At 33.9% G+C, this 25806-nt stretch carries 23 protein-coding genes; 3 read left to right on the forward strand and 20 right to left on the reverse strand.

The features are described from left to right. Positions 1-262: 262 nt before the first annotated feature. A complete protein-coding gene (locus AC1Q5Z_RS14010; protein ID WP_343584268.1) occupies positions 263-748 on the reverse strand; it encodes a DNA-deoxyinosine glycosylase in 486 nt (161 codons plus the stop codon). Between the two features lie 168 nt (positions 749-916). Between AC1Q5Z_RS14010 and AC1Q5Z_RS14015 the strand changes: the two genes are divergently transcribed. Together AC1Q5Z_RS14015 and AC1Q5Z_RS14020 are read left to right on the forward strand one after the other, a co-directional pair. Beyond that, positions 917-1942 (forward strand): helix-turn-helix domain-containing protein, encoded by a 1026-nt coding sequence (locus AC1Q5Z_RS14015; protein ID WP_198857927.1) that lies wholly within the window; start codon positions 917-919, stop codon positions 1940-1942. A gap of 331 nt (positions 1943-2273) precedes the next feature. After that, positions 2274-3224, forward strand: a complete 951-nt coding sequence (locus AC1Q5Z_RS14020) for a bifunctional helix-turn-helix transcriptional regulator/GNAT family N-acetyltransferase (protein WP_492445429.1) — start codon at positions 2274-2276, stop codon at positions 3222-3224. Between the two features lie 78 nt (positions 3225-3302). Here the strand turns inward: AC1Q5Z_RS14020 and AC1Q5Z_RS14025 are convergent, their stop codons facing one another. The 10 genes from AC1Q5Z_RS14025 to AC1Q5Z_RS14070 all read right to left on the reverse strand — a co-directional run bounded on the left by AC1Q5Z_RS14025 (position 3303) and on the right by AC1Q5Z_RS14070 (position 16009). Next, a complete protein-coding gene (locus AC1Q5Z_RS14025) occupies positions 3303-4502 on the reverse strand; it encodes an NAD(P)/FAD-dependent oxidoreductase (protein ID WP_198857929.1) in 1200 nt (399 codons plus the stop codon). Continuing rightward, positions 4499-5014, reverse strand: coding sequence for a low affinity iron permease family protein (locus AC1Q5Z_RS14030; protein WP_343584264.1), 516 nt, complete (start codon positions 5012-5014; stop codon positions 4499-4501). Before AC1Q5Z_RS14030 ends, AC1Q5Z_RS14025 begins: the two co-directional genes overlap by 4 nt. Positions 5015-5016: 2 nt before the next feature. Next, the gene (locus tag AC1Q5Z_RS14035) at positions 5017-7839 is read right to left on the reverse strand and encodes an AsmA family protein (protein ID WP_492445430.1); all 2823 of its coding nucleotides are present in this window, start codon (positions 7837-7839) and stop codon (positions 5017-5019) included. Positions 7840-8035: 196 nt separating this feature from the next. Further along, positions 8036-8935 carry an MlaD family protein gene (locus tag AC1Q5Z_RS14040; protein ID WP_492445432.1) on the reverse strand — a complete coding sequence of 300 codons (900 nt, stop codon included), beginning with the start codon at positions 8933-8935 and terminating at the stop codon, positions 8036-8038. A 21-nt stretch (positions 8936-8956) separates the two neighbouring features. Further along, positions 8957-9736 (reverse strand): ABC transporter ATP-binding protein, encoded by a 780-nt coding sequence (locus AC1Q5Z_RS14045; protein ID WP_281633097.1) that lies wholly within the window; start codon positions 9734-9736, stop codon positions 8957-8959. Position 9737: 1 nt separating this feature from the next. After that, on the reverse strand, positions 9738-10496 hold the full coding sequence (locus AC1Q5Z_RS14050) for an MlaE family ABC transporter permease (RefSeq protein WP_198857934.1): 759 nt from the start codon (positions 10494-10496) through the stop codon (positions 9738-9740). 250 nt (positions 10497-10746) lie between these two features. Next, positions 10747-11991, reverse strand: a complete 1245-nt coding sequence (gene fabF, locus AC1Q5Z_RS14055) for a beta-ketoacyl-ACP synthase II (RefSeq protein WP_492445435.1) — start codon at positions 11989-11991, stop codon at positions 10747-10749. Positions 11992-11993: 2 nt separating this feature from the next. Continuing rightward, a complete protein-coding gene (locus AC1Q5Z_RS14060; RefSeq protein WP_343584254.1) occupies positions 11994-12548 on the reverse strand; it encodes a TetR/AcrR family transcriptional regulator in 555 nt (184 codons plus the stop codon). Positions 12549-12699: 151 nt separating this feature from the next. Further along, positions 12700-14970 (reverse strand): glycosyltransferase, encoded by a 2271-nt coding sequence (locus tag AC1Q5Z_RS14065; protein ID WP_343584252.1) that lies wholly within the window; start codon positions 14968-14970, stop codon positions 12700-12702. Next, positions 14951-16009, reverse strand: a complete 1059-nt coding sequence (locus AC1Q5Z_RS14070) for a glycoside hydrolase family 130 protein (protein ID WP_343584250.1) — start codon at positions 16007-16009, stop codon at positions 14951-14953. The genes AC1Q5Z_RS14065 and AC1Q5Z_RS14070 overlap by 20 nt, the downstream gene beginning before the upstream one ends. Positions 16010-16279: 270 nt before the next feature. Here AC1Q5Z_RS14070 and AC1Q5Z_RS14075 point away from each other — a divergent pair, with 270 nt between their 5' ends. Beyond that, positions 16280-16441 (forward strand): DUF1328 family protein, encoded by a 162-nt coding sequence (locus AC1Q5Z_RS14075; RefSeq protein ID WP_129747735.1) that lies wholly within the window; start codon positions 16280-16282, stop codon positions 16439-16441. 69 nt (positions 16442-16510) lie between these two features. Here the strand turns inward: AC1Q5Z_RS14075 and AC1Q5Z_RS14080 are convergent, their stop codons facing one another. From AC1Q5Z_RS14080 to AC1Q5Z_RS14120, 9 genes are all read right to left on the reverse strand, one after another. Then, positions 16511-16978, reverse strand: coding sequence for a DUF1440 domain-containing protein (locus AC1Q5Z_RS14080; protein WP_343584247.1), 468 nt, complete (start codon positions 16976-16978; stop codon positions 16511-16513). A 27-nt stretch (positions 16979-17005) separates the two neighbouring features. Then, positions 17006-17515: a DinB family protein gene (locus AC1Q5Z_RS14085; RefSeq protein WP_343584246.1), complete on the reverse strand. Its 510-nt coding sequence runs from the start codon at positions 17513-17515 to the stop codon at positions 17006-17008. 181 nt (positions 17516-17696) lie between these two features. After that, on the reverse strand, positions 17697-17906 hold the full coding sequence (locus AC1Q5Z_RS14090) for a hypothetical protein (RefSeq protein WP_198857938.1): 210 nt from the start codon (positions 17904-17906) through the stop codon (positions 17697-17699). A gap of 13 nt (positions 17907-17919) precedes the next feature. Further along, a complete protein-coding gene (locus AC1Q5Z_RS14095) occupies positions 17920-18300 on the reverse strand; it encodes a DoxX family protein (RefSeq protein WP_286969831.1) in 381 nt (126 codons plus the stop codon). Between the two features lie 286 nt (positions 18301-18586). After that, positions 18587-19327, reverse strand: coding sequence for a GNAT family N-acetyltransferase (locus AC1Q5Z_RS14100; protein ID WP_343584243.1), 741 nt, complete (start codon positions 19325-19327; stop codon positions 18587-18589). 74 nt (positions 19328-19401) lie between these two features. Then, the gene (locus AC1Q5Z_RS14105) at positions 19402-20007 is read right to left on the reverse strand and encodes a Crp/Fnr family transcriptional regulator (RefSeq protein WP_492445439.1); all 606 of its coding nucleotides are present in this window, start codon (positions 20005-20007) and stop codon (positions 19402-19404) included. A gap of 232 nt (positions 20008-20239) precedes the next feature. Next, on the reverse strand, positions 20240-20701 hold the full coding sequence (locus tag AC1Q5Z_RS14110) for a hypothetical protein (protein ID WP_343584237.1): 462 nt from the start codon (positions 20699-20701) through the stop codon (positions 20240-20242). A gap of 385 nt (positions 20702-21086) precedes the next feature. Beyond that, positions 21087-22505, reverse strand: coding sequence for a TolC family protein (locus AC1Q5Z_RS14115; RefSeq protein WP_492445441.1), 1419 nt, complete (start codon positions 22503-22505; stop codon positions 21087-21089). Positions 22506-22632: 127 nt separating this feature from the next. After that, the gene (locus AC1Q5Z_RS14120; protein WP_286969840.1) at positions 22633-25797 is read right to left on the reverse strand and encodes an efflux RND transporter permease subunit; all 3165 of its coding nucleotides are present in this window, start codon (positions 25795-25797) and stop codon (positions 22633-22635) included. Between the last annotated feature and the right edge of the window lie 9 nt (positions 25798-25806).

Here is a 25806-nt window from a genome sequence, read left to right on the forward strand (position 1 = left end):
TACTCTATATTTCTATAGAGTAGCTTTTTCCCAAAAATAAACTAACATAACCAATGTTCTCTTTATAGACTAAACTTTTTACAGTTTGCTTTGTAAATTTTAATAAGAAGAAAGCCTTTCCATTTCGTTTTTCAAATCTTCAATATGGCTTATTTTTCTTTGATGTAAAATTAGATCGAGAGCGGTTAAATTTTGTTATACTTTAAAAGGAAAAAGTTACATGATTTCAATATTCGTATTTAAATTGTATAAAAAAGAATCTTTATAATAAGGTTTTAATGACGCTCCATTCCTTTAATTTATCTTGAAAAGTCTTGCCAGCATTGGCAGGACTTGTTGATGGAAGTGTAAACGTTTTATATTCCTTTGTCAAGTGAACATATTTTTTAAAAAATGCCGCTGCCTTTTGTCCGTTAAAAAGAATACTGTCTATTTTAGAGTGAGTTGCTAAAAAATGTTCGAAATCATTTGCGATTTCGTTTTTTATGGCACTGTCCAAGCTTCCAATACGATCGCAAAATTGTAAGACATCCCATAATGCGATATCATTTTTAATTAATAAGCTTTTTCGTATTTCGTAATCATTAGAAAATTCTTCTCCCAAAATCTGAAACATAAATTTCCAAAAGTTATTCTGATTATGACCATAATATTGATTGAGTTCTAGAGATTTTGTTCCAGGCATAGTGCCTAAAATCAGAATTTTAGAATTTGGAGAACTAATAGGAGCAAAGGAAAAACTTTTCATGTTTTAATAAATAATGGCTTATGTTAAAATAAACATTTATAAGGAATTATAAAACAAAACTGAAAAATTATATAACATTTTTGGCCTGTCTTTAAGCGAACTTTGATTCTCAGATTTTTAGCAAATAATCTGTTTAAGGAATTATAGAATTTTAAAATCCGGCGAACCATGAAAATTGTTACTATAAATACAGAAAAAACTCAAAATATATTTGATGAACTTCAGACTAGTTTTGGCGGAAAGGTGACTTTTGATTTAGACGAATATGCACTTAAAGTAGAAAACGACTTTGCAGAAGGTTCTATTATTGGAGCTTCCTTTAATGATAATATCTCATACGTTCAGTTTGATATGACATTTTCTGGAGATGTCAGACTAGATTTTCTAAATGTAAAATCGTCTCCTATTTATTTTGCTTATTGTTCTAAAGGTAATCTTTCGCATAGTTTTGGGTTAAGTGGAGAAGAGCGAAAATTGAAAACCTTTCAGACTGCAATAGTAACATCAAAAGAAAATCAAGATAATGTTTTATTTTTTGAGAAAGGAAAAAAAACAAAACTTACCTTAATTATTGTCGGAACTGAGATTGATGATACCAATCAAGCCCATTCTTTAAGTCAGCAAGTAAAAGATACTTTTTTTGAGAATAATCAAGTAACAGATTTCTTTTACATTGGATCATATAATTTGCAGATTGCAGAAAAAATAGAACAGCTTAATTCTATTACACAAAAAGGAATTGTTAGAAATTTGTTGAAAGAAGGAATAATGAGAATTATTCTTGCAATGGAAATACAACAGCACTCTGATGATTTATATGCTTTTGCAAATGAGTCAAACGGATTGACTTTGAGAGAAATGGAGGAAATAAAAGAACTTTCAGAATTCATAAAAACAAGCCCGGAAGAAGCCTTTTCAATCAAATCTTTGAGTAAAAAATCTGGATTATCGCCAAACAAACTTCAAGAAGGCTTTAAAATGATTCACAATCGTACTGTCAACGATTATATTACACACATGCGTGTTCTTAAAGCCGAAATCCTAATCAGAACATCCGATCTAAATATTTCAGAAATAGTGTATTGCATTGGTTTCACCAGCAGAAGTTATTTCTCTAAAATATTTAAACAAAAATTCAACTGCAGCCCAAAAGAGTATAAGTTTAATTTGAATTCTTTGGCTATTACGGCCTAGCGGCTGGAGTTGCTGAGATTCTAAGATTCTGAGGTTCTAAGTTTTTTTGAGAGAACTTATGGTTTAGCATAAAAAAAACTGTCGCTAGCTAAAAAGCATAATTATATTTTAAGTCGCTAAGATTCTAAGTTTTTTGGAAAAGCTCAGAATCTTAGCAACTTAGTATCTCAAAAAAAAGTACTGTCGCTAGCTCTAAAGCACATTATATATACAATAAGGTTCTAAGATTCTAAGTTTTCAAAAAAAAACTTAGAATCTTAGAACCTTAGTTTCTTAGTATCTAAAAAATTTATACATTTGCATAACTAGTTATATAATTAATTATTTGTTTATGGGATTTTTTGATAAAGTTGGAAAAGCGGCGTTAGGAAGTCGTTTACGTTTAATGACTGCTATTGTTATCGATGATGCTGCCAAAATATATGAATTGTATGGAGTAGATTTTGTACCGAAGTGGTTTCCTGTATTTTATACATTGGCAGAAGAACGTGAAATAACCATTACTGAAATTGCTAATGAAATTGGTCATTCTCAGCCTTCTGTCAGCAAAATTATTCAGGAAATGATTGGTGCAGGATTAATTCAAGAAAGCGCAAAAACAGATGATAAGCGCAAGAACAATGTAGCACTTACTGAAAAAGGAATTTTAATTTCGAAGAAAATCAAGCAGCAGCTAGAAGATATTGATGTTGCAATTGAAGGGATAATTACTGAAAGCAAGCACAATTTGTGGGCAGCATTGGAAGAATGGGAGTTTTTACTAGAGCAAAAATCTTTAATAAAAAGAGTTAGCGAACAAAAGAAAAAAAGAGAAAGCAAAGATGTAAAAATTGTAGAATATAAACCAGAATATCAGCAAGCTTTTAGAGAATTGAATGTAGAGTGGATCTCGAAATATTTTGAAATGGAAGAAGCCGATTATAAAGCGTTGGATAATCCTGAAGATTATATCTTGAAAAAAGGAGGAAAAATTCTAGTGGCTTTATATGAAAATGAACCTGTAGGAGTTTGTGCTTTGATTAAAATGAACAATTCCGAATATGATTTTGAAATGGCAAAAATGGCCGTTTCTCCAAAAGCACAAGGAAAAAGCATTGGTTGGCTTTTAGGAAAAGCAATTGCCGAAAAAGCAAAAGAACTCGGAGCTAAAAAAATATATTTAGAAAGCAACACGATTCTAAAACCCGCAATAAACCTATATTATAAACTTGGTTTCGAAAAAGTTTTCGGTCTTGAAACGCCATATAAGAGATGTAATATCCAGATGGAGTTAGTTCTTTAAGTTGTTAAGGTTCTGAGATACTAAGACTCTAAGAAAAAAAACTTAGAACCTTAGTATCTCAGTATCTTAGAATCTTTTCTATCTTCCAAATCGATAATAATCTAAATCTGTATTTTTTTTGTTATTGAGAGAATCCAGGATTGAATTCATTCCGATTACACTGAAAGTAATTCCGTTTCCTCCGAAGCCTAGAATATAATGTTCATTTTTTCTCGGATTTGGCTTCCCGAAGTAAGGAAGACCGTCTTTGGTTTCTCCAAAAGTGCCTGCCCAAGAATAGTCAATTTTAAAATCTAAATCTGGAAACCTTTTAAAAAATTGCTTTAAAAGATACGCTTCTTTTTTAGGAAGCAATTTATCTCGTTTTGTTGTATCCTTAAAATCCTCATCGCCGCCGCCCATTATGATACGATTATCTTCTGTAGTTCGAATGTAATGATATGGAGAGGCTGTATCCCAAAAAATAGTGTTTTTAAAATGCTCTGGAAGATCAGACTGACTTTCAGAAGTGATAACATAAGTACTTTTTAAATCAACTACTTTTTCTTTTAAAGTTTCTGTGCTTTCATAACCGGTGCAATGTATAATGTGATCGGCAGTAATAGTATGTTTGGAATCTGTAGTGGCAAGAATTCTGCCTTTTTGATGCTGAATGGAAGCAATGTTAGTTCGGTCAAAAATTTGCATTCCTTTTTCATGGCAATGAAACAAAAGATCGGTTGCCAGTTTAAAAGGATCCATAACAGCGGCTGTTTTAGATTCTACCCCAGCAATTGCGTTCAATCCCATTTTTTGCAATTCAGATCTGCTCAACCAGCTTATTTCAAAACCATGCTGTTTTCTGGCTTTGAATTCATTTTTTAAATAGGGAACATCTTTTTTTAAAGTAGTGAAATAAACACTTTTTTTAAACTCAAAACCACAATCGCAACCTACAGTATCAATTATGTTTCGAAGATCAAAAATGGCTTTTTTTCCGTTTTGATAACTATCTATAGCACATCTAGCACCACGAAGTTTTATTAGTTGATGTAACGGAACATCAATTTCATACTGTAATAAGGCCGTACTGCCTGAAGTGCTTCCACCGCAGACATCGCGACGGTCTACAAGAACAATTTTTTTTCCTTCATTTAATAATTTATACGCTGTTAAAGCTCCTGTTATGCCACCACCGATGATTAAAATGTCGGTATGGATATCAGAATCTATTGAAGGGTAACTTTGTTTTATGGCATTTTTTAAAGGCCAATAGGTTTCAGTAGAGCTCAGTTTCATTTTTTGGTTATTTTTTTAGTGGTGCTTTTGGCAGGTTTTTTAGTATTATTTGGTTTATTATTTTTTTCTTTTTTACGGCTATGAACTTCTTCTGCTTCTGCAATAGAGTGGGACGTTCTTATAGTGATGTCTTTTTTTGCCAATTCGCTAAGGTGATGGTAATATTTTTGAATAATGATCATTTCTTCTTCAGTCATGTTTTCTATATCAACAAGACTATTGCTCGATAAATCGTTGGATGCCACTAATTCGTTTAGTTTTAATTGAATAGCAAGCGAATCTTTATTTTGCGCTTTTTGAATTAAGAAAACCATCAAAAAAGTAATGATGGTTGTACCTGTATTAATAACCAATTGCCAAGTTTCGGAATAATCGAATATTGGTCCAGAAGCAGCCCATGCGATAACAAGAAAAAGAGCTCCAATAAAAGCTGGTGTGCTTCCGGCAGCTTTTGAAACTTTAGAAGCAAACTTTTCGAAAGCGCTGCTTTTATGTTGAGATATAGAATTCATTATTATTTTGTTTTGGGTTTGCTGACTTTTTCTTTTCGAATTACTTTATTGTTTTTTTCATCATAAACGGCAGGATTAATTTCCTGTCCAGTTTTACTGAATATTTTAATTTTGGGAGCTTCATGCGTTCCAGTAATTACAATTGGAAAACCTATGATTCCGAAAAGCGGAAGTCCTAAGCGCATTCTAAGATCCAAAAGTCCGTCAAAGCTTGTAGTTCCTTTAATGGTGGGCCTAAAGCTGGCTACATTAAAAGTAAATGGCTCAATTTTTATAAGGTTTTTGTCGATAGTCGATTTAATTTCAATTCCTTTCATATCGGGATTGTCCAAACCGCTTTGTCCTGTTTTAGAGCTAATTCCGTCAAAAAGTTTGAGACCTTTAATTTTTACATCACGCAAATTTATTGTTCCTCCGCCTTGCATCGATTCATAAATTGGTCCCATATTTCCGTTCAAATCTCCTTTTACACTGTAGTCAACAGAAACTATTCCGTGTGCTTTTTCAGCAGCAGTAACCATGTCATGAAACATCGGAATTTCTTTGTATGCTCTTTGAACATCAAAATCTTTTGCTGTAAAATGAGCATCAAAATGTGCCGAAGTTGGAGATTCGTCTTTGTATAATGCATTAATTCCTAAAACACAATCAATGATATTAAAGGTAATGTTTTCTAAGTAAAATCCTTCTTTTTTTATTCCTATTTTTCCGTTTAATTTGTTAAAAACCAATTTGTTATACTCTATTTTGTCTGCGCTGGCATCTAAATTGACATTTAGGTTTTTTGGAATAATGACAACACCGCTCATTTTTGGGTGATCTTCTTTGGCATATTCTACTTCTAGGTTTCGATCCTTGTTTTCGCCGTCTTCAAGCGCCATAAATTCATCAACATTAATTAGTTTTGATTTTAGGTTGAAGTTTCCGCTCAAAGTCCCTTTCGATTCTAAAAAGTAATTGATCGTATTTAAGAGATAACCATTAATATCAAAATCTGATTTTCCATATGAAGCATTAAATTTTTCAAACCACATTTTCTCATTCTGAAAACGGAAATGTCCTTCTTTGATAAAGAAAGCTTTTGGGAACAATTCAGATGTTGCTTTTATATTTTTTAGCAATAAAGTCCCTTTGTTATCGAGTTTATCATATTGGCCAGTTGTGGCATAACTTTGTTTTCCTTTTAATGAAAGATTAGCTTTGGCGTAACCAGTCAAATCAAGACCTTTTTGAGAGAATACCTGATAGATTCTGCCCACATTCAGTTCGCCTTTAATTTTGGCGTTATAAGCCAGATCGCTAAAATCAGACAATGTAGCATTTACATAGACAGGGTTTCCTTCAAAAACAAAAGAAGCAGGCGCTACGGCAACAATCAAATCCTGATAGGTTCCCGCTTTATTCAGCATATTGGCTATAAAAGTGATATTGGTAATAGGATTTGGATAATATTTCGTTTTCAGCCATCCGTTTCTTAAAGAAATACCGCCGATCGTTTTTGGAAATAATTTTTTAGAAGTGCTAAAAACTCCTCGTGCCTGAATATCGGTTTTTAGAATTCCTTTTAAATCAATATTTTCCAATCCTAATGCGGCGTCAACAACAGCAAGGTCCAAAGCGCCTTTCACGCTTGCATTTATCGACATTTCGTTTAAACCTTTGCTGTGCAGATAAGCATTAAAATAATCTTTTTCGCCCACTTTAAATTTCAAGGTTCTCAAATTAACGAGCAATTGTTCGGTGTCCAAAGACGGAAGCATCGCATTCAAATCCATTTGAAAATCGGTTAAAGGAACTGGCGCATTTTTATAATTTACCGAACCTTCATTAATTTTTAAATTGAAAGCTAAGTTTGGTTTTTGTTTTTTCGAGACATTATAATCTCCTTTGAAAGTAAGCAGTAAATCGCTTCTTCCTGAAATTTCTGTTTTTTCTAACCAAGTCAAATATTCAGGAGGCATTACAGAAAGTAAATCTTTTACAGTGGTATTTTCTGAAGCTGCCTTGATATTGATTTTATAGCCATCTCTTAAAATGCTAAATATTCCCGTAAATTTTAATGGTAATTTATTAATGTGAAGTTCGTTTTTCTGCAAAATAAAAGTAAGCGCATGCGTATTGATTCGAGTAATTAAATCGGCACTCACTTTTTTTCGTCTTAAATAACCTGTCCGGTCATAATAGAAATCAAGATTATCAATTTTGGCATCAGTTGCAAGATCAAATATGTCTTCGCTTAGATTTCCTTTTCCGATATAATTAAAGCCTTTTGCATCAACTAGAATTTTTGCAGAACGATCATTATATTTTACATGACAGTTTTGTAAATCAATGCGTTCTAATCGAATTGCTGTTCCTTCTTCTGGAGCATTTGGATCTTCTTTCTCATTTTTTCTGTCTTCTGGAGCAACATAAATATTATAATTAGCTTGACCTTTTTCGTTAACCATTACATTGATTAAAGCATCTGAAACATATAGTTTATTGATTTTAATTTCATTATCAAAAAGCAGTCTTTTAATATCAATTCCAAAAGCAACTTGATCTGCTTTTAATAAAGTATCATTGCTGAAAGGCTTAGATCCCATTAAAGACAAATCGTCTAACGAAACAGTCAATGAAGGAAAATGTGTAAAAAACGAAAGTTTAGATTTAGTAAATTCCAATTTGGTATCCAGTCGCTCATTGGCAATTTTCTTCACTTCCGAAGCAATTTTTCCAGGAAATAGCAACGGAATAATGAACAGCAAAAACAAAATTACTGCAATCGTAATTCCAGTAATTTTTAAAACTTTTAAGGCGGTATGTTTGAATGAACTAGGCATATACTTTTTTTAATTGTGAATTGTGAGTTGTGAATTATGAATTGTGATATGCTGGATTTTTAATTTGTCCTCCTGAGCGGAGTCGAAGGATCGCATGCTTAATCTATTCTGTGTGTTCTAAAGGGCGTGTCCTTCGATTTCGCTCAAATGACATAAAGTGAGAATTGGAATTTGGAATTTTAGATTTAACACATATTTACTTTTTCTCAGTTTCAGCTTTTTTAGCTTCTTCCTGTTTTTGCTGTTCCTCTTTTTTTTGCTGTTCCTCTTTTTTTTGCTGTTCCTCTTTTTTTTGCTGTTCCTCTTTTTTTTGCTGTTCCTCTTTCTTTTGCTCGTCTTGCTTCTCTTTTTTTGCTTCTTTCTTCTCTTCCTTTTCTTTTTTAGCTTCTTCTTGTTTCTCTTTTCTTTCTTCTTGCTTTTCCTTTTTCTCCTTTTCTTTTTTCTTGAAGTAGCCTCTAAATAGAAAATTGCTTTTTGCAGCTTCCATATTTTCGCTGAAACCTTTTGTTCCTGTTTCTAGATTAGAAAGTGTGTTGGAAACGCTGTTTGCCATTTTATCATCTTTAACCAGTCTTGCCAAAGCTCCGTTTCCGTTGTTCATGCTGTGGCTGAAAATGGCTATTTCGTCTGAAATCACGCCAATATTGTCTACGCTTTTCTTTACGCTTTTCATGATGTCCTGCATTTCAATTCCGTCAATAGAAGCAATCTGTCCGTTGTCTTCAATCATTTTTTGAGATTTGTTGCCAGGAGAAATAGTTAGCACTTTGTCGCCCATTAAACCATCAGAACCGATACTGGCTGTGGCATCTGTTTTAATGAATTTTCGAACCTCTTCTTTCATTACCAAAACTACCCTAACAATAGAGTCATTTTTTAACTGAATTTGCTCTACTGTGCCAACATTAATTCCAGAAAAACGGACGTTGTTTCCGACTTCTAAACCGCTCACCGTTTTAAATTGAGAGCTAATGTGAAAAGTTGAGCCAAAAAGATTCTGCTGTTTTCCTATGAAATATACAGCCATTATAAAAAGCAGTAAACCTATCGTTACAAACATTCCTAGCTTCCAAGTATATCCAGATTCCTTTTTCATGATTTCTATTATTTATTTTGCTTATTCAAAAAATGAGCGTACCCATTCGTCTTCGTCTTTTTCTAATTCTTCGTATGTTCCTTCGGCATGAATAACTCCGTCTTTTAAAACTACAATTCGATCGGCCGTCATTTTTGCGCAGGCCATATCGTGTGTGATAATAATCGAAGAAGTTTTTTGTTTGTGTTTGATATCTAAAATCAATTCGCTGATTTCTCTTGACGTTATCGTGTCCAAACCAGTTGTAGGTTCGTCATAGAGAATAATTTCAGGTTTTAAGATTAGCGTGCGCGCCAGACCAATTCTTTTTTTCATTCCGCCCGAAAGCTCAGAAGGCATTTTGTCTACAGCATCTGCCAAACCAACATTTTCTAATGCTTCCATTACTTCGTTATCAACTTCTTCACGGCTTAAATCGCGTTTGTGTTTGGTCAAGGTAAAAGCGAGATTTTCTCTAACGGACATCGAATCGTAGAGTGCTCCACTTTGGAACAAAAATCCGATTCGGACTCTAATCTCATTCAGCTCGCTTTTTGAAATATTAAGAACGTTTTCATTAAAAACTTTAATTTCGCCTTTGTCTGGTTCGATCAATCCCACGATACATTTTATGGTAACCGATTTTCCAGAGCCTGAACGTCCTAAAACCACCAAATCTTCACCTTTATTCAAAGTGAGATTTACGCCTTTTAAAACGGCATTATCTTTTCCAAAAGTTTTGTGCAGATCTTTAATCTCAATAATCGGAGTTAGATCTTTTTCTTTTGTTTTAGGTTCTTTATGTAATTTTTCCTTCATCATTTTAAAAGAATAAATCGGTTATTTGAACAGCAACCATATCAATTATAAAAATGCTTAATGATGCTGTAACTACTGCAGAATTTGCTGCTCGTCCTACACTTTCTGTTCCGTTGGAAGCGTTAAAACCTTTAAAACAGCCAATAATTCCAATAATAAATCCAAAGAAGAAAGTCTTTAATGTTGCTGGAAACAGATCTAGAAATTCTAAGGATTGAATAATTTGAGTTAGAAAACGGTAAAAATTGACATCTCCGTGAATGTTTATTCCAACATATCCTCCAATGATTCCAATCGCGTCAGCAAAAAATACTAGGATAGGAACCATCAGAGTACAGGCTAAAACTCTAGTTACCACCAAATAGTTATATGGATTTACAGCCGAAACTTCCATAGCATCAATTTGTTCAGTTACTTTCATAGATCCTAATTCGGCACCAATTCCTGACGAAATTTTTCCTGCACAAATCAATGCTGTAATTACAGGAGCAATTTCTCTAATCAGCGAAAGCGCCACCATTCCCGGAAGCCAGGATTCTGCTCCAAATTTTACCAAAGTCGGACGAGATTGAAGCGTAAGCACTAAGCCCATAATAAAACCGGTAATAGCAACCAATGGCAGAGATTTGTATCCTATAACATAACATTGTTTTAGGAACTCTCGGGTTTCATAAGGCGGAATAAAAACCTCCTTAAAAAACCTTTTGGCGAATATTGTGGTCTCTCCAATTTCGGCGAATGTATTTTTAATAGCAAGGATCAAAATGTTCTGTTTTTAAGGTGAATGATGTGAATTGAAAATCAATTATTTAACATTTTTTTCAAATCATTAAATGATATAGGAAAGTTAGCTCAATACTTGTTAAAATATATTACACAACTTTTTAGCAGCCTTATATAATTTTCATAAACTCACAATAATTAAAACAGTTTGACGTTTGTGACCGCAAATAAAAAATCCCTTTCCAAATAGAAAGGGATTTTTAAAATAGGCAAGTATTATACTATGACATTTATTCTGTAAACTTCTTAAATATTGAACTTGCTACATGTCCGCCAAAACCAAATGTATTGCTCATAGCGTAGTTAACTATTCTCGATTGTGCTTTTCCGAGAGTTAGATTAAATTTATCTGCAAAATCCTGTTCTACATTTTGAGTGTTTATGGTTGGCGGTACAATGTTTTCTTGAACAGCTTTTATACAGGCAATCGCTTCTATTGCTCCTGCACCGCCAAGTAAATGTCCAGTCATGGACTTTGTTGCACTTATATTTGCATTCGGATTTATTCCAAATACTTTTTCTACAGCTTTAAGCTCGCTTAAATCGCCAGTTGGAGTAGAAGTGGCATGAGCATTAATGTAGTCGATTTTATCTGGAGTGATTCCAGCTTCTTCAAGCGCAAGTTCCATTCCTAAAACAGCTCCTTCTCCTTCAGGATGAGTTCCTGTTAAATGATAGGCATCTGCAGCTAATCCACCTCCAACAATTTCGGCTAGAATTACTGCATTTCGTTTTATAGCATGTTCATAGCTTTCTAGAATAACAACACCAGCTCCTTCACCTAAAACAAATCCGTCTCTTGTTGAATCAAAAGGACGTGAAGCCTTTGTGCAATCATCATTTAATGTCGATAATGCTTTTGACGCATTAAAACCGCCAATTGAAGATTCTGAAACTGAAGCCTCAGATCCACCGCTGATAATCATATCTGCTTTGCCCCAGCGAATGTAATTGAATGCATCTATAATAGAAGTATTACTCGCAGAACAAGCAGCAGCTGTGGTATAGTTGACTCCTCGAAGTCCATATTTAATAGAAATAACTCCAGAAGCTATGTTGACAATTCTTTTTGGTATGAAAAACGGACTAAATCTTGGTGTGCCATTTCCTTTGATATATTCTCCAATTTGTTCTTCAAAAGTAGAAATACCGCCATCGCCGCATCCCCATATTACACCAATTCGATTTTTATTTAAGGTGTCAAAATCAATATTAGCATTTTTTACAGCTTCGTCTGCTGCGTGTAAAGCGTATTGAGTAAAAAGATCGTATTTTCTAATTTCTTTTTTTTCAAATAAATGCTGCGAATCAAAGTTTTTAACTTCGCAGGCAAATTTGGTTTTAAAATGTGTGGTGTCAAATCTTGTTATTGGAGCGGCACCACTGACTCCGTTAATTAATGAATTCCAATATTCTTCAACGCTATTTCCAATAGGAGTTACTGCTCCTAATCCTGTTATTACAACTCTTTTCATTGTTATTTAGGTCTTAATTCTGTTAATATTGTTTCTTTTACCAACTCAAAATCGTCATCGTTTGTAAGTCTTGAAAGTTGGACTATTGCTACCATATTAGTAATTATCATTAATGCTTTTGTTCGTGCCGAAGTTTGAAAATCAAATATTTTCTGTTCTTTTCCCTCAGTTAGCACTTCAGTCAGCCAGTCAATTACCAATTTGGCAAATATTTTTAGTTCCTCTTTTATTGATTGGTCTAGTGTATTTAAGTCTGTTGCCAGTGAGCCGACAATGCATACTTTATTGTCATGCTTAATTTTTGTATGTACAGCGAGAAAGGATTCAAGTTGTATCAAAGGTGATTCGTTAACCACCTTTTCCTTTAAAGTTTCATATCTGGCAATATGTTCTTTAATAGTTGCTACCCCAAGATCTGATTTTGTCGGGAAATGATAATGAATAGAAGCGGTCTTTATGCCTATATCATTTGAAATATCTTTAAAACTAAATGCATTATAGCCTTTGTCTCGAATAAGTTGATCTGCTTTATCAATAATATTTTCCTTTGTTGTCATAGCAGTAATTTTTTTGACAAAGATACTACCTATTAGTAGGTAGGCAAATTTATTTTGTTATTTTTTTTATAAACAAAAAATCCCTTTCATTAAGAAAGGGATTTTCAGGGTTTAAAAAAGTGAAGTATTTGGTTAGCTTCAATATCTTTTCTTATAAATTTATGGCGATACCGCTTCGAGATTTCATTAACGGAATAACGCGTGATTGTGACAGGGCTAGTTTTTCCATTAATAATCTTGCAGTCAGATAACAAACAGTAGATTCTGCACCTTGATTTAAGTTTACATTGTGTTTCTCAAGTCCGTCGTAACCGCCGCCGCTTACTGGATTATACATAATTTGGTTCAAATGATTTTTGCCTAAAAACCAGTTAAATGCAGCTTTCATTTTCTTTTTATATTCTGGAGTTTTAAAGGCATTGTAAAAGGCATTTAAACTCTGAATGGTGTACGTAACATCAATTGGCTGTTCGCCGTATTCGTGTGGTTCAGAACCTTTATGATGCCAGCTTTGGTTCGAAATGGCTTTGAAAGTTCCTTCTTTGAAAGTTTTAGAAATTAGGAAATCTAATGAATCTAATGCTACTTTTTTGTAAACCGGTTTATTGGTAATTAAATAAGCGTAAAGCATAGATTCTGGCAAAATGCTGTTTCCGTAAGTCAGATAATTTTCAAACCATTGCCAGTCTTCTGTTGCTGTATCTTCATAATTTGCTAGAAGTTTAGCATTCAATTTATTGATGATTGCTGCTACGTATAAATTAGGAATGGTTGAATGGTATAAATACAACCCTTTTGTAGCAAAACCAATTGAACGTGGCGACTGAATATTTTCGGCCCATTTTAGGGAATTCAATAAACATCTTGTGGCTTTTTTGGTAATTGCTTCAGGCAGAATATCCGACATTGAAACTACCGTTCCTAACGCCCAGATAGCTCTGGCATTAGAATCTTCCAAATTTACTTCGGCATTTTGCTCAATATGTTCGCGGTTTTCTTGATCGACATAATTGATAAAATCTCCTTTTGGTTTTTGGCAACGTTGAATAAAATCTAAATAGATTAAAATATATGCTAGATCATCTTTGTCCTGAGTTAGTTTATAATGCATGCAAAACGCAATTAAAGCTCTTGCATTATCATCTAAAGTATATCCTGAATCTAAATCTGGAATAGAAATTTTACTAAACTGAATAATTCCTAATTCGGTTGTTAGTTTTTTGATGTGTTTTAACTGAATAGGAGGATAGCTGTATTTAATTTCGGATGGATTTTTAATCAGTTTCTGATAGGTATTCATTTGAGTAATTCCAACATTTTCCCATGAAGAAGCTCTCATTTTTGTAAAAGAACTAATACCCATTTCATGTCTCAAATTTTCATCTTCGATTAATTTAATCGCTGCTTCCGCAAATTGATCAGAATTTCCAATATCACACAAAATTCCAGAATCTGAAGTTAATACTTCTCTTGTATGCGGAATTTTAGAAGCTACAATTGGACAAGCGCAACTCATGGCATAAGCAAAAGTGCCACTCACTGCCTGATTGGGATCTTTTGATGTAAACATATAAATATCTGTCGCTTTTAGATATTCTAAAAGTTCATCAGTATCTAAATATTGATTGATAAATCTAACATTGTTGTGAAGGTTTAATTCTTTGACGATAGCTTCTAATTTGTCACGATAAGCATCAACCCCATCTTTGATTAAGTTTGGATGCGTTTTGCCAATGATTAGATATAAAGCATTTGGCGCTTTTTCAATAATTTTTGGTAAAGCCTGTAAGCCTGTTTCTATATTTTTACCTTCGCCCAAAAGTCCGAAAGTAGAAAGCACTAGTCTATCTTCAATGTTTAATTTTTCTTTTGCCTGTTTTGGAGTTTCATATATTACAATGTGGGTTCCGTGAGGTACGCAAGTAATTATTTCTTCATTGATGTCGTAGTCGTTGATTAGAATTTCTTTGGATTTATTGGTCATTACAAAAACCGAGTTGCTGTAGCTTAACAGCAGTCTCACAAAAGTTCTCAATTCGTCATTCGGATTTGGAATTACGCTGTGAAAAGTAAAAGTGACAGGGGCTTTAATAACATTTAAAAAATCTAAAAGATGATCTCCATAATTTCCTGAAAACAAACCAAATTCATGCTGAATATGAACTAATTTCACAGTTTCATCGTTATTGATTTCTTCTGCTACTTTAGCATATTCTGCTCTATTTTTTGTGTTTAAGGTAAATGCTTGCGTTGGTTCTTCAATAGGCTCTGTAACCAGTTCGCATATTTCGCATTTTATAGATTTACCGTAAACATCTGTAATTCCTTTGATGGTATCTTGCGTATAAGTTGCTATGCCGCATTGCGTTGGCGGAAAAGTTGATAAAAAAACGATTTTTGATTTATTTGATATTGTCTTCATGAGGATTCTTTTTTAGCTCGGTTAATAACTCGCTTAGGTTCAAAGATGCCACCGCAATCTCATCATCGGCAGCGCCATAATAAATATATAGTTGGCCGTCAAAAATAGCAGTTCCTGTGGGGAAAACTACGTAATTGACATAACCATGTCTTTCATAATATTCGGATGGAGTAATAATGGGTTTTGGCAATCTTCCAATTACTTTTTTTGGATCTTCTAAATCCAGCAAAACAGCAGCAGCGTGATAAACCAAACCTTTTACTCTTTTTTCGGCAGCATGATAAATTAAAAGCCACCCGTCTGCCGTTTCGATCGGAGGAGCTCCTGGACCAATATGACTGGTTTCGTGATCATATTTTGGTTCCATTACAATGTGATCTGGAAGATTCTTTAAATACTCTTTCCAAAAATCTTCTGTTAATTCTGATTTCTTTTCAAACGTAACAATTTGAATAGATGGAAATAAGCGGTGCAGCGCAACAAATTTTCCATTTATCTTCTTCGGAAAAAGAACTACATTTTTATCCCAGACATACAAATGCTCTTTCATTGTTTCCGTTAACGGATAATTTCTCTCTGTATTAAACGCCAATATTCTGGCGATGCTTGGGTTTTGCAAATGCTTTCTAATAAGATTGGTAAATTCGTTTAGAATGAATCTTGGTGTAATAATTCCTTTCTTTTTAAATTTTACCAAATCCTTAGAAACAGCCAAAGCGCCACAGGCATTTAGACCATCATAAGTAACATAAGTCATATAATACAGATCGTCTATTTTAGTAATTCTGGGATCTTCGACTCCATGAATTTCATAAATATATTCTGGAAGAAAAATCGGATTTGAACGTCTTTCTACCAAAGTTGTCGGTCCTTCAAAACGACAATAACCAATAGTAGAGAAGTTTCCTTTTTTGGCTGCTCTGTAAAACATGTGCACATTATTTCCGTCTTGATATATGGCAGGATTTAAAACGCCTAATTCCTCAAAAGTTCGATCTGTTTTTTGTAAAATGACGCCATGTTTCTTAGCTTCTTCCATTATGCGTATAAATTTTATTTAAAATTACTTTGAGATAGAAGTGATGATTAATGCAATCCATTAAAAAATTAACTCAAAAGCATAAACATGGTAATTCTGTAAGGCTGGTAAATAATCGTGAAAGTGGCGCGTAGTCTAGCTTTGGTTTGGTTTTATTGGGATAATATTTAAGTGTATAGAGTTAACAGGATTTGTAGGAATAAAAGAACTTTGAAATAGACAAAAAAGGCTTATAAAACAGTCGTATTAAGAACTTAAAAAATCAATATTATGTTACGTTGGACAGTTATATTTATAATTCTTGCTATTATAGCTGGAATTTTTGGTTTTGGCGGAATTGCTGCCGGAGCTGCAAGCATCGCAAAAATTTTATTCTTCATCTTTTTAGTCCTGTTTATTATTTCATTGATTACAGGCAGAAGAAAAGTTTAATTTTTAAGATTCAAAGGCTCAAAGTTTTTAACCTTTGCAACTCTGAGCCTTTGTAACTTTGGACCTTATTTAATACCATTTTGCATAGTATTTTCTTGTTATAAAAGCAATCGGAATTCCGACACAGCAAATTACAATGAGAATAGAAAGCAAAAGCGGGAAATCTAAATTCTTCTCTGGTAAAACCGGAAATACTATTGGCAGAACCAAGAGATTCATTACAACCCAAATAAAGAAACCATAAGAAATACCAGATAATAAGGTATTTATTTTGAAAAAAGGGATGTATGGGAAAATCTTAAAATAAAACCAGGCAAAAATAAAAGCAATTAGAAAATGAAGTCCCAATCCAACGAGAGTCATTTCTGAACCGCCTGTATAAGCTTCTTTCTTAAAAATGCCACTTGCAATAGATTGTAAAATTTTTTCGGCTGTTGTTTTATGTAGTATTCCTGCATAAATCAAAATAGCAGCAGTAATGTCTAATGTGCCTGCAACTAAACCAGATGAAACAATGGTTCTAACTTTTGATCTCATAAAAGTAAATTTGAGTTAAATACTAATCTATTGTTTTTTAATATGCTCATAAATCGATTTTAACTGATGAGTGTGTCTCTTCGTATGCACAATTGCAAAATGAAGCCATTCATAAATCGTGAAAAAGTCAAATCCAGGCACTTTAGAATCTAAACAAGTCAATGTTAAATCGTAAGTTTCTGCTGCTTCAAATAAATCATTTTGTATTTTTTTGATGGAAGCCAGCAGTGTGCCTTTTTCATATTCAACATCAGGAGGCTTTATGTTTTCGGGCGATTGGTATTTGGTAGTGAAGTCTAAAAATATATTATCAAGAGTTTTTACGTTTTCATCGGGTTCTCTGGTTGTTTTTTCTGTTTTTCCTGCAAAAAGCATGGTCAAGCCAGAGCAGGCCAGAATAATGTGCTGAGTGGTTTGCCCAGCAGTCCAGCTCCCTTCAAACGGAACAATATTGATTTCTTCTTTTGAAAAGGAAGAAACTAAATCGTGCAATTTACTGTAGGTTTCAAGTATGGTATTTTGAATAGCGCTCTTCATTTTTTTTAATTTTAGAAATAGAAAATTCGACAGTTCGTGTTTACCGATTGGTTTGCTAAAAACCTCAGTGCATTATCTGTGAAATTAAATTTATAGAAATTAGGGGAAATGATACTCTTTCAAATATACAATAAAAAATATTAAAATATTGTAAATCAAGTATTTGATAAGTGTTAATTTTTTAAGGAAGCGCTTCGCAGAAGTAACCGTGCGAATTAACAATGTCGATAATTTTTGTATTAGAAAAGGTAGGTGCGTGAATGCGCAGTATTTTGTCGCAATCTTCTAAATCGAAGTTGATCGAGCTGTTTGGATAATGCTCAAGAAGCTTCTCAATGATTATCGAGCATTGAGATTCTTCTTGAACATTTGTTTTAAAAACTTCAATCATAAGGTTTTGGTTTTTAGAGCGCTATGTTTTTATAACGGTGTATTCTATGATATGTTACATAAGATACGATTAAAATTGCAAAAACGATTAGAGGAAAGAAACCTTGAAAACCTATTCCGTCAACAGCAAAGTGACTTATAGAGGCAAAAATAAAGTCAAATGCAAATCCTGCATAAGCCCATTCTTTTATTCGTCCTGGCACTTGCGGAATAATTAAAGCTAAAACTCCAAGGATTTTAAATACAACTAAGGCATTTCCAAAATATTCAGGATAACCTAAGTGTCTAATTCCTTCCTTAGCCATTTCTGATTGAGAAGTTAAAGCTGGCATCACGCCCTCAAATAAAAAAATAAGAATTGTAGTAGTCCAAAAAATAATTTTTGTTGTTTTCATTGGGTATTTGTTTAAAAGGTTATTAGTTAATGTATTACAAATCTAATAATGTTTTTCTTTTAAAGAAATACACATTTGCGACTATTTTAGGGGCATTTTGGACAGAATTAATTATGAGTTATGAGTTATGAATTACTAACACTAAGTGCAGAAATACTTAATGGATTCAGCATGTGTCCTTCGACTTCGCTCAGGAAGACATAAATGAGAGTAAGGTAATCTGCGAAATCTTTGAGAAAAATTAAAAGAAAATAACCGTAAAGCAAGCAAATTGGAATTTTGATTTTTAAATATTGGGTTTTAAAAAGTAGTTCGTTATCAAAAACAAATCTTCGAAGCCTAATCTTGTATAAATGCCTTTTCCTAAAGGAGAAGCTTGTAAATGTGCATATTTAGTACCAGCGTCAATGGCTTCGTTGATGGCAAACTTCATTATTTCTTCCGCTAAACCTTTTTTGCGCATTTCTGGAATTACTCCAACACCATGAATTCCCATAACATTTCCTGTTTGAAAAAGAGTAAGCGTTCCTATTGGTCTCTCATCTACATGAACCAAATAGAATTGGACATTTTCATAATTATGAACCAGCGTTTCTTTACTAATTACATAACTAAAAGATAACGGATAAATATCTGACCATGTTTCAGCATCTTTTTCATTTAAAACTCTCTTAAAAGTCAGATTCTTTTCAAGAGGAAATTTTTCTCCCAGTTTTAAAGCCATTGCCATTAGCTGAATTCGTATTTGAAATTGGTTTTTATCGAAAACTTCTTTTGAATTGCTTCCGAAAATATCCCAATACGGAATGATCAATCCTGGATTTTGGTCTATAATTTCAAGAATCTGTGGCAGATTTTCTTCTGTAATATCTTCTCTGAACCACAGTCGATTTGGCCAACCTGAGTTTTTTATCTGACTGAATTGAAACGGATCGTTTTTATGATAAGAAAGGAGAGGAGTAGCAACAGTTCTCCAAAGTGTTGTAAGATTGTCAATATTATCTTTTACAAGGGCTGTATTTTTCATTTTTTCGAACATCGAATTTAAATCTATAGCAAAGATAAAACTAGCTTTCTTGAAAAACCTTTACATATGTTGATTTAAATATCTTTTTCCAGACTTTTTCTGATTCTGCTTAGCTGTGTTGGTGTAATGCCCAAATGCGAAGCAATATGCAATAAAGGAACACGATCAGCGATTGTTGGATGCGTCTCAAGAAGATTAAGATATCTTTCGGTTGCATTTTGCATTACTAGCGCCACTTCCCTCTGTTCTTTTTCGATAATCCAGTTTTTTTCCAAATATGCAATGTAGAAGTTTTTAAGATCATCATTTTCGGTAATCAACCGAATGTATTTTTTGTAATTAAGTTGGATTAAAATACAGTCTTCTAAAGCTTCGATCGTAAAGTCGGAAGGAGTTTGCAGCATTGATGAAACTTTAGAGCATGCAAGCCTGTTTTCGAAAAAAAGGTTTTTGTTATAAAAATTTCCTTGCTCATCGGTAATAAAAGTTCGTAAAATTCCTTTAGCAATAAAATACATATTTTTGCAGATTTCCCCATTTTCTAGTAGTATTTCTCCTTTTTTGATTGTCTGAAAATCTGTCAAGCCTTCAATCAATTTCCATGACTGTTCAGAGATAGGAGCGTAACTTTCGAAATATAATTTTAGATTGTTGAGGTATGTTTCTTTGTTGAAAGTCATTTTTTTTTTGGATTTGCCGCGAAGGCGCTAAGACAGAAAGTTTTTGTTGCAACGAATTTCACGAATTTTCACGAATTATTTTTCGAATGAAATGAAAATTAGTAAAAATTTGTATAATTACTGGCAGTCATAAAAAAATCTTCGTGGCTTGTCGTCTTCGCGATAAAATAAAAAACCGCTAGAAAACTTAAAGTTTTATAGCGGTTTCTCAAAAGAATATTAATTATTTGCATTAATCAGCATAATGAAAAATGCTTTTTTTAACTGTATTATTTATTTTCTCTAGTGTTACTTCTGTCACACCACCTTCGTAATTCATCGAAATAGCTACTTTGTCTTTAAAAATTTCATAATCAATAGAGATTAATCCTTCTTTGTTTACTTCAATAGATTTTTTTTCAGTTGGAAGAGTAGTTAAATAATACTCTGATTCATCTACTTCTTTGTTTTTAATGATGTTTTGATAAACCTCATTAATATCTGTATCTTTTAGAATGCATTCTCTTCCAGATCCCATTTCTACTTCTATGTCTTTACAATCTCCTTCTTCTGGATTCTCCTCTTTTATTTCTTCTTTGACTACGGTAACAGTATCAGCCGGAGTTTTAGCTGATTCTAATTCTTTCTCTGAATTGTTTTGTTTGCAATTTGTAAAAAGTAAAGCTAAAAGAGCGAAGCATGCTATTTTTTTCATTAGTTTAATTTTTTTAATTCGTTATTGTGGCGTAAAGGTTAGAAAACATGGGGTTTTGTTTGGCAAAAGTAAGAAAAATAAGTTTTATTTTGTTATTTAAACAAAAGAGAAATCGCACTAGAAATTCTACAAAGATTTGTCTTCCTGAGCGAAGTCGAGGAACACATACTTAATCTATCTAGTGTGTCTAACTAAGCGCATCCTCCGACTTCGCTCAGGAAGACATAAAATGAGAAAAAATCCGCAAAATCTGCGAGAGACTTTAAAAAAATCTTCGTGTCTTAGTGCCTTCGTGGCAAATTTAAAAAAGCAAAAAACGCCATGAAACCCAAAGGTCTCACAGCGTTTTCATCTCAAAAAATAAATAATTAACGGGTAACGGGTATTATTTCCAGCCTCCGCCTAGAGCGCGGTACAAATCTGTATTGGCTGTGAGTTGTTGTCTTTTAAGATCAGCTAATTCTAATTCGCTTTGTAAAAGATTTGCTTGCGCAGTTAAAACTTCAAGATATTCTGCTAATCCGTTTTGGAATAACAAGTTTGAATTTTTAATTGCCTGCTGCAACGTTTTTACTTTTTCTTTTAAGAACTTTTCTTGTTGCTGTAATTTTTCCACTTTTACCAAAGCATCCGAAACTTCGCTAACAGCTACCAAAACTGCTTGTCTAAAACTTAAGACTGCTTTTTCTCTTTCTGCTACAGCGATATTATATTGCGTTCTAACTCTTTTATTGTTTAGAATTGGTTGAGTTAAGCCACCTGCAACAGTTCCGAATAGAGAAGCTGGAATATTGAACCAGCTGCTCGTTTCGAAAGAGTTCAAACCGCCTTGCGCCGTAATTCTAAGAGCTGGGTATAAATCCGCTTTTGTGATACCGACATTTGCGTTTGCTACTTTAAGGGCTAATTCAGCACTTTTTACGTCTGGTCTTCTGCTTACTAATGAAGACGGAATTCCAATTGCTGGATTGCTTTTAATTTCAATTGAATTTAAAAGAATGGTTCTTTGTTTTGAATTTGGGAATGAACCGGTTAAAACACTTAAAGCATTTTCTTGAATAGCAATATTTTGTTCCAATAACGGAATCAATTGTTCTGAGTTTAATTTCTGTGCTTCAGACTGTTGAATTGCTAAAGTGGTTACTTGACCAGCATCATATTTTAACTTAATAATATTGGTCGTACTGTCGTTTAATCTTAGGTTTTGCTGCGCAATTTTTAGTTGAGCATCTAGCATCAATATATTGTAATAGCCTCTTGAAACATTAGCAACAATATTAGTCTGCAATGCTTTTTTTACTTCTGCAGATTGAAGATATCCTGCGTAAGCTCCTTTCTTTTGGTTTCTGATCTTTCCCCAAATATCAGCTTCCCAAGAAAGTGAAGCTCCAGCAGAATAATCATCAATATGTTTAGCGCCTAAAGCTTGATTCAAGTTCATTCCTGTAAAACTATTGTCAGAAGGATTGCTTGTATTGGCATTTACAAATAAATTGACTTGAGGAACATTTCCCCATTTAGATTGTGTAAATCTGTATTGCGCAATTTCGATGTTTTTCTCTGCAATAAGCAGGTCGTTATTTCTAGCAACCGCGCTGTCAATCAATTCAACAATATCTTTTTCTGCAAAGAAGTTTTTCCACTCAATATCGGCAATACTTGTTGTATCACTCGAAACCGATGCATTCCTGAAATTTTCAGGAAATGCATCTTTAGGAGTTTCAATATCCTTTGAGACTTTACAGGATATTATTGTCGTGATCAGAATGGCGAAGGTCACGATTTTGGTTATATAATTTTTCATTGTCTTTTTATTAGATTTCTGTACAAGTATCTTTTCTAGTTTCAAGATCTTTCGAGATTCTGTATGATATGTATCCGATGCCAAATATGATGGCAACAAGGATTGTCGTTATATAGTTTTCCATATTTTATTTTTCTTCGTTGTGAACTACAGCGATTGGTTTTCCGCTGAATTTTTCTTGTAAATGCTGGAACACAATGAATAATACTGGGATAATAAATAATCCTAGAATTACTCCAGAAAGCATTCCGCCCGCTGCTCCAATACTAATCGAATGATTTCCTTGAGCCGATGGGCCTTTTGCACTCATCATTGGCACAAGACCTACCACAAAGGCAAGAGACGTCATAATAATTGGTCGCAGACGTAATTTTGCTGCACTAATTGAAGCTGCAATTAAGCCTTGTCCAGATCTTCTTCTTTGCGCTGCAAATTCCACAATCAAAATGGCATTTTTAGCGAGAAGTCCAATCAGCATGACAAGTGCAACTTGTACGTAAATGTTGTTTTCGATTCCTGTTAAACCAATAGCCACAAATACTCCAAAAATACCTGCAGGAATTGATAAAATAACTGCTAGAGGAAGGATATAACTCTCATACTGTGCAGCAAGTAAGAAATAAATGAATATCAAACACAGTAAGAAAATTGTAGCCGATTGACCTCCCGAAGAAATCTCTTCACGCGTTTGGCCCGAGAATTCAAACCCGTAACCTGCAGGCAATTGTTGTTTTGCTACCTCTTCAATTGCTTTAATGGCATCTCCAGAACTAAATCCAGGTTTCGGAATGGCATTAATAGAAATTGAGTTAAACAAATTATATCTAGAAGCGGTTTCAGAACCATAAATACGAGTCAGTTTTACTAAAGTATTTATTGGTACCATTTCGCCGGTTTTATTTTTTACGAATACACGATCAATTGCAGTTGGATCTGCTCTATCGGCAATATCAGCTTGAACGACCACACGGTAATATTTACCAAATCGGTTGAAATCTGATGCCTGCGCGCTACCAAAATAAGCTTGCATAGTCTGTAAAATGTCTTTTACATTTACACCTAATTGATTCGCTTTTTCGTCGTTGATATCCAATTGTAATTGTGGATAATCAGCTTTAAAACTTGTAAAGGCAACCGCAATTTCAGGACGTTTCATTAATTCGCCGATGAAATTTTGAGAAATACCACTGAATTTATCCAGTTTTCCTCCAGTTTTATCTTGAAGAACCAAATCTAAAGCTTCAACGTTACTAAATCCTGGAACGGTTGGGAAACTGAATACGAAGAAACTTCCTCCAGAAATCTCACCCAATTTACCGCGAACCTGATTCATGATTTCGTCAATGTTTTTAAGAGAACCACGATCTTCATTTGGTTTTAGCAAAACAAAAACTACAGCAGCAGATGGGCTTGTTGAATTTGTTAATAAGTTGAAACCAGAAACCGCTGTTACAAATCGTGAAGATTCTAAACCTCTTAAAGTATTTTCAGCTTCAGTCATTACTTTTTGAGTTCCGTCAAGAGATGTTCCAGAAGGTGTATTTACTGAGATTGCAATAAATCCTTGGTCTTCTGTTGGAATAAATCCAGATGGAGTTGTTTTAACCATTAACACAGTTGCTAATGTAATTAAAGCCAAACCTCCTAAACTCAACCATTTTCTTCTAATTAAGAATTTAAGTCCGCCAACATAACGATTCGTAAGCGAGTCAAAACTGCTATTGAAAGCGCTAAAGAACTTTTCTTTAAATCCTTTTTTCTCATACGGTGCATCGTGATCGTGAGATCCGTGATTGTCTTTTAAGAACAATGCCGCAAGAGCTGGACTCAATGTTAAGGCATTAACAGCCGAAATTACAATTGCAATCGCCATCGTAAAGGCAAACTGACGATAGAAAACTCCTGTTGAGCCTTCCATAAAACCAACCGGCAGGAATACAGCAGCCATTACCAGCGTAATCGAGATAATAGCACCCGTTATTTCGTGCATTGCTTCATGGGTTGCGATTTTTGGAGACAAACGTTTATGCTCCATTTTCGCATGCACCGCTTCGACTACCACAATGGCATCATCGACCACAATACCAATCGCCAGAATTAATGCGAAAAGCGTTAAAAGGTTGATCGAAAATCCGAATAACTGCATGAAGAAGAACGTTCCTAAAATTGCTACAGGTACAGCAATAGCCGGAATTAATGTTGATCTAAAATCTTGCAGGAAGATAAATACCACGATGAAAACTAAGATGAAAGCTTCAACTAAGGTATGTTCAACCTGTTCGATTGATTGGTCTAGAGATACTTTTGTACTATAGAAAATATTGTGTTTTATGCCTGTTGGAAAATCTTTAGAAGCTTTTTCCATCATTTTATTAATGGCAATCTGAATATCATTAGAATTTGATCCAGCTAACTGAATAACCCCAATTACGATTCCTTTTTTACCATTTAAACGTGTTAAACTGGTGTAAGAGTAAGCACCTAATTCTACTCTGGCAACGTCTTTTAGACGAAGAACAGAACCATCAGGATTGGAACGAATCGCAATATTTTGGTAATCCTCAGGTTTGGTTAGTTTTCCTTTGTATTTAATTACGTATTCAAAAACTTCCGTACTTCTTTCTCCAAATTTTCCTGGTGCAGCCTCCAAACTTTTGTCCTGAATCGCAGCCATAACTTCGCTTGGCGTTACTTTGTAAGTAGACATCTGTGTTGGATTTAACCAGACACGCATAGAATAGTCTTTTACACCACCAAAAATACTTGCAGAACCTACACCCGGAATACGTTTCAACTCGGGAATAATATTAATCTGAGCGTAATTAGCAATAAAAGTTTGATCATATTTAGCTTCATCTTCGGTATACATACCAATTGCCATGATGAAACTGTTTTGCTGTTTAGCTGTAATAATACCTTGCTGAACAACCTCTGCAGGAAGCTGGCTTGTTGCCTGTGCGACACGGTTTTGTACGTTTACTGCAGCTTGATCGGCGTTTGTTCCTAATTTGAAGAAAACAGTAATAGCCAAAGTACCGTCGTTACTGGCAGTAGAACTCATATAAGTCATGTTTTCTACACCATTTATAGACTCTTCTAGAGAAGGCGCCACAGAACGTAAAACCGTTTCTGCGTTAGCTCCAGGATATACCGCCGTTACCAAAACTGATGGAGGCGCAATATCAGGAAACTGTTGTAAAGGCAGTTTAGTTAAACCAAGTACACCCAGAATCACCAATAAAATGGAGATAACAGTTGCAAGTACTGGTCTTTGTATAAATATTTTGAACATTTGATTTTA

The organism is Flavobacterium sp. GW823-FHT06G12 (assembly GCF_058794775.1).

Bases quoted from the DNA above. Each gene is read 5' to 3' on its own strand.
- AC1Q5Z_RS14010 (WP_343584268.1), bottom strand. From the start codon at position 748: ATGAAAAGTTTTTCCTTTGCTCCTATTAGTTCTCCAAATTCTAAAATT.
- AC1Q5Z_RS14015 (WP_198857927.1), top strand. From the start codon at position 917: ATGAAAATTGTTACTATAAATACAGAAAAAACTCAAAATATATTTGAT.
- AC1Q5Z_RS14020 (WP_492445429.1), top strand. From the start codon at position 2,274: ATGGGATTTTTTGATAAAGTTGGAAAAGCGGCGTTAGGAAGTCGTTTA.
- AC1Q5Z_RS14025 (WP_198857929.1), bottom strand. From the start codon at position 4,502: ATGAAACTGAGCTCTACTGAAACCTATTGGCCTTTAAAAAATGCCATA.
- AC1Q5Z_RS14030 (WP_343584264.1), bottom strand. From the start codon at position 5,014: ATGAATTCTATATCTCAACATAAAAGCAGCGCTTTCGAAAAGTTTGCT.
- AC1Q5Z_RS14035 (WP_492445430.1), bottom strand. From the start codon at position 7,839: ATGCCTAGTTCATTCAAACATACCGCCTTAAAAGTTTTAAAAATTACT.
- AC1Q5Z_RS14040 (WP_492445432.1), bottom strand. From the start codon at position 8,935: ATGAAAAAGGAATCTGGATATACTTGGAAGCTAGGAATGTTTGTAACG.
- AC1Q5Z_RS14045 (WP_281633097.1), bottom strand. From the start codon at position 9,736: ATGATGAAGGAAAAATTACATAAAGAACCTAAAACAAAAGAAAAAGAT.
- fabF (WP_492445435.1), bottom strand. From the start codon at position 11,991: ATGAAAAGAGTTGTAATAACAGGATTAGGAGCAGTAACTCCTATTGGA.
- AC1Q5Z_RS14060 (WP_343584254.1), bottom strand. From the start codon at position 12,548: ATGACAACAAAGGAAAATATTATTGATAAAGCAGATCAACTTATTCGA.
- AC1Q5Z_RS14065 (WP_343584252.1), bottom strand. From the start codon at position 14,970: ATGAAGACAATATCAAATAAATCAAAAATCGTTTTTTTATCAACTTTT.
- AC1Q5Z_RS14070 (WP_343584250.1), bottom strand. From the start codon at position 16,009: ATGGAAGAAGCTAAGAAACATGGCGTCATTTTACAAAAAACAGATCGA.
- AC1Q5Z_RS14075 (WP_129747735.1), top strand. From the start codon at position 16,280: ATGTTACGTTGGACAGTTATATTTATAATTCTTGCTATTATAGCTGGA.
- AC1Q5Z_RS14080 (WP_343584247.1), bottom strand. From the start codon at position 16,978: ATGAGATCAAAAGTTAGAACCATTGTTTCATCTGGTTTAGTTGCAGGC.
- AC1Q5Z_RS14085 (WP_343584246.1), bottom strand. From the start codon at position 17,515: ATGAAGAGCGCTATTCAAAATACCATACTTGAAACCTACAGTAAATTG.
- AC1Q5Z_RS14090 (WP_198857938.1), bottom strand. From the start codon at position 17,906: ATGATTGAAGTTTTTAAAACAAATGTTCAAGAAGAATCTCAATGCTCG.
- AC1Q5Z_RS14095 (WP_286969831.1), bottom strand. From the start codon at position 18,300: ATGAAAACAACAAAAATTATTTTTTGGACTACTACAATTCTTATTTTT.
- AC1Q5Z_RS14100 (WP_343584243.1), bottom strand. From the start codon at position 19,327: ATGAAAAATACAGCCCTTGTAAAAGATAATATTGACAATCTTACAACA.
- AC1Q5Z_RS14105 (WP_492445439.1), bottom strand. From the start codon at position 20,007: ATGACTTTCAACAAAGAAACATACCTCAACAATCTAAAATTATATTTC.
- AC1Q5Z_RS14110 (WP_343584237.1), bottom strand. From the start codon at position 20,701: ATGAAAAAAATAGCATGCTTCGCTCTTTTAGCTTTACTTTTTACAAAT.
- AC1Q5Z_RS14115 (WP_492445441.1), bottom strand. From the start codon at position 22,505: ATGAAAAATTATATAACCAAAATCGTGACCTTCGCCATTCTGATCACG.
- AC1Q5Z_RS14120 (WP_286969840.1), bottom strand. From the start codon at position 25,797: ATGTTCAAAATATTTATACAAAGACCAGTACTTGCAACTGTTATCTCC.